This is a genomic window from Acetobacterium bakii (genome assembly GCF_001263355.1).
Classification (GTDB): Bacteria; Bacillota; Clostridia; order Eubacteriales; family Eubacteriaceae; genus Acetobacterium; species Acetobacterium bakii.
Genome location: NZ_LGYO01000050.1, coordinates 1 through 2967, shown reverse-complemented (window position 1 = coordinate 2967; position 2967 = coordinate 1). Strand labels below are relative to the sequence as shown.

Below are 2967 nucleotides of genomic sequence, written 5' to 3'. Positions count from 1 at the left end.
ATCATTGAAAACAGCATAGTGTAAAAACAATTTGAAAAACAATTTCGTAACAACGAAAACGTAACATCAAAAGGATCAAGAAGAAAAGAGCATAAGGTGAATGCCTTGGCACTCAGAGCCGACGAAGGACGCGACAAGCTGCGAAAAGCTACGTTTAGGTGCACATAACCGGTGAGACGTAGATATCCGAATGGGGAAACCCGGCTGATTGAAGATCAGTCACCTTACCGTGAATACATAGCGGTCTGGAGGGAACCTGGAGAACTGAAACATCTTAGTACCCAGAGGAACAGAAAGAAACATCGATTCCTTTAGTAGCGGCGAGCGAACGAGGAAGAGCCCAGTATTACATCAAATTTTAGTCATTAGCTGAACGGCATGGGAAGGCCGGACGCAGAGGGTGAGATCCCCGTAAGCGAAAATGATTAAGATGGGTAATCGACGAGTACCACGGGACACGTGAAACCCTGTGGGAAGATAGGGGGCCCACCCCCTAAGGCTAAATACTACTGAGTGACCGATAGCGGAAAGTACCGTGAGGGAAAGGTGAAAAGAACCCCGGAAGGGGAGTGAAATAGAAACTGAAACCTTATGCTTACAAGCAGCAGGAGCTAACGTGACTGCGTGCTTTTTGTAGAACGGGCCAACGAGTTACGGTGTGTAGCAAGGTTAAGTACTTCAGGTACGGAGCCGTAGGGAAACCGAGTCTGAATAGGGCGATAAGTTGCATGCTGTAGACCCGAAACCGTGTGATCTATCCATGACCAGGATGAAGCTTGGGTAAAACCAAGTGGAGGTCCGAACCAGTGTCTGTTGAAAAAGGCTTGGATGAGTTGTGGATAGGGGTGAAATTCCAATCGAACACGGAGATAGCTGGTTCTCCCCGAAATAGCTTTAGGGCTAGCGTCGTAAAGAGAGTGATGGAGGTAGAGCACTGAATTGGCTAGGGGGCGTAAAGCTTGCTGAACCATATCAAACTCCGAATGCCATACACTTATATGCGGCAGTCAGACTGTGTGAGATAAGTCTCATAGTCAAGAGGGAAACAGCCCAGACCATCCGCTAAGGTCCCTAAATCCAGATTAAGTGGGAAAGGATGTGCAACTGCAGAAACAACCAGGATGTTGGCTTAGAAGCAGCCACACATTTAAAGAGTGCGTAATAGCTCACTGGTCGAGTGGTGGTGCGCCGAAAATGAACGGGGCTCAAATCTGGTACCGAAGCGATGGATTACTTACTGTAATGGTAGGGGAGCAATGTCTTGAGGGCGAAGCTTGACTGTAAGGTCAGGTGGACACAAGACAAGAGAGAATGTTGGCATGAGTAGCGAAAGTGAAGTGAGAATCTTCACCATCGAAAGCCCAAGGTTTCCTGAGGAAGGTTCGTCCGCTCAGGGTAAGTCGGGGCCTAAGCCGAGGCGAGAAGCGTAGGCGATGGACAACAGGTTGATATTCCTGTACCACCTTTAATTGTTTGAGAGATGGAGTGACACAGAAGGATAAGCGAACCCAGCGATTGGAAATGCTGGGCCAAGCGTCAAGGCTGAACTGGGAGGCAAATCCCCCGGTTCTTAAGGCTGAGGCGTGATGGGGAACGAAAAATAAGTAGGGAAGTCGCTGATTTCACGCTGTCAAGAAAAGCTTCTATTGAGAGAGAGGGTGCCCGTACCGTAAACCGACACAGGTAGGCGAGGAGAGAATCCTAAGATGAGCGGGAGAAGTGTTGTTAAGGAACTCGGCAAAATGACTCCGTAACTTCGGGAGAAGGAGTGCCCACGCAAGTGGGCCGCAGAGAAGAGGCTCAAGCGACTGTTTAGCAAAAACACAGGTCTCTGCTAAATCGAAAGATGACGTATAGGGGCTGACGCCTGCCCGGTGCTGGAAGGTTAAGAGGAGTGCTCAGCAGCAATGCGAAGGTGCAAATTTAAGCCCCAGTAAACGGCGGCCGTAACTATAACGGTCCTAAGGTAGCGAAATTCCTTGTCAGGTAAGTTCTGACCCGCACGAAAGGCGTAACGATTTGAGCGCTGTCTCGACAACACACCCGGTGAAATTGTAGTACTCGTGAAGATGCGAGTTACCCGCGACAGGACGGAAAGACCCCGTAGAGCTTTACTGCAATCTGGCATTGAGTTTTGGTAGTACACGTACAGGATAGGTGGGAGGCAACGAATTTGGGACGCTAGTTTCGAAGGAGCCAATCTTGGGATACCACCCTTGTACTATCGGAGTTCTAACAAGTGGCCGTCATCCGGTCATTGGACAGTGTCAGACGGGCAGTTTGACTGGGGCGGTCGCCTCCTAAAAAGTATCGGAGGCGCCCAAAGTTACCTTCAGGATGGTTGGAAACCATCTTTCAGAGTGCAAAGGCAAAAAGGTGATTGACTGCGAGAGAGACATCTCGAGCAGAGACGAAAGTCGGGCTTAGTGATCCGGTGGTTCCGAGTGGAAGGGCCATCGCTCAACGGATAAAAGCTACCTCGGGGATAACAGGCTTATCTCCCCCAAGAGTCCACATCGACGGGGAGGTTTGGCACCTCGATGTCGGCTCGTCTCATCCTGGGGCTGAAGCAGGTCCCAAGGGTTGGGCTGTTCGCCCATTAAAGAGGCACGCGAGCTGGGTTCAGAACGTCGTGAGACAGTTCGGTCCCTATCCGTCGTGGGCGTTAGATATTTGAGAGGAGCTATTCCTAGTACGAGAGGACCGGAATGGACAAACCACTGGTGTACCAGTTGTTCCGCCAGGAGCATCGCTGGGTAGCTAAGTTTGGACGGGATAAGTGCTGAAGGCATCTAAGCACGAAGCCCCCCTCGAGATAAGATATCTCACCAGCAATGGTTAAGGCCCCTGGTAGACGACCAGGTAGATAGGCTGGATGTGGAAGTATGGCAACATATGGAGCTGACCAGTACTAATCGGCCGAGGTCTTGATCCAACCGTTTTTACACTATGCTGTTTTGAATGATC

At 50.2% G+C, this 2967-nt stretch carries 1 rRNA gene; it reads left to right on the top strand.

Annotation, left to right across the window (positions count from 1 at the left end):
• The first annotated feature begins 73 nt into the window (after window positions 1-73).
• Window positions 74-2935, top strand: a 23S ribosomal RNA gene (locus AKG39_RS16605).
• The last annotated feature ends 32 nt before the right edge of the window (window positions 2936-2967 follow it).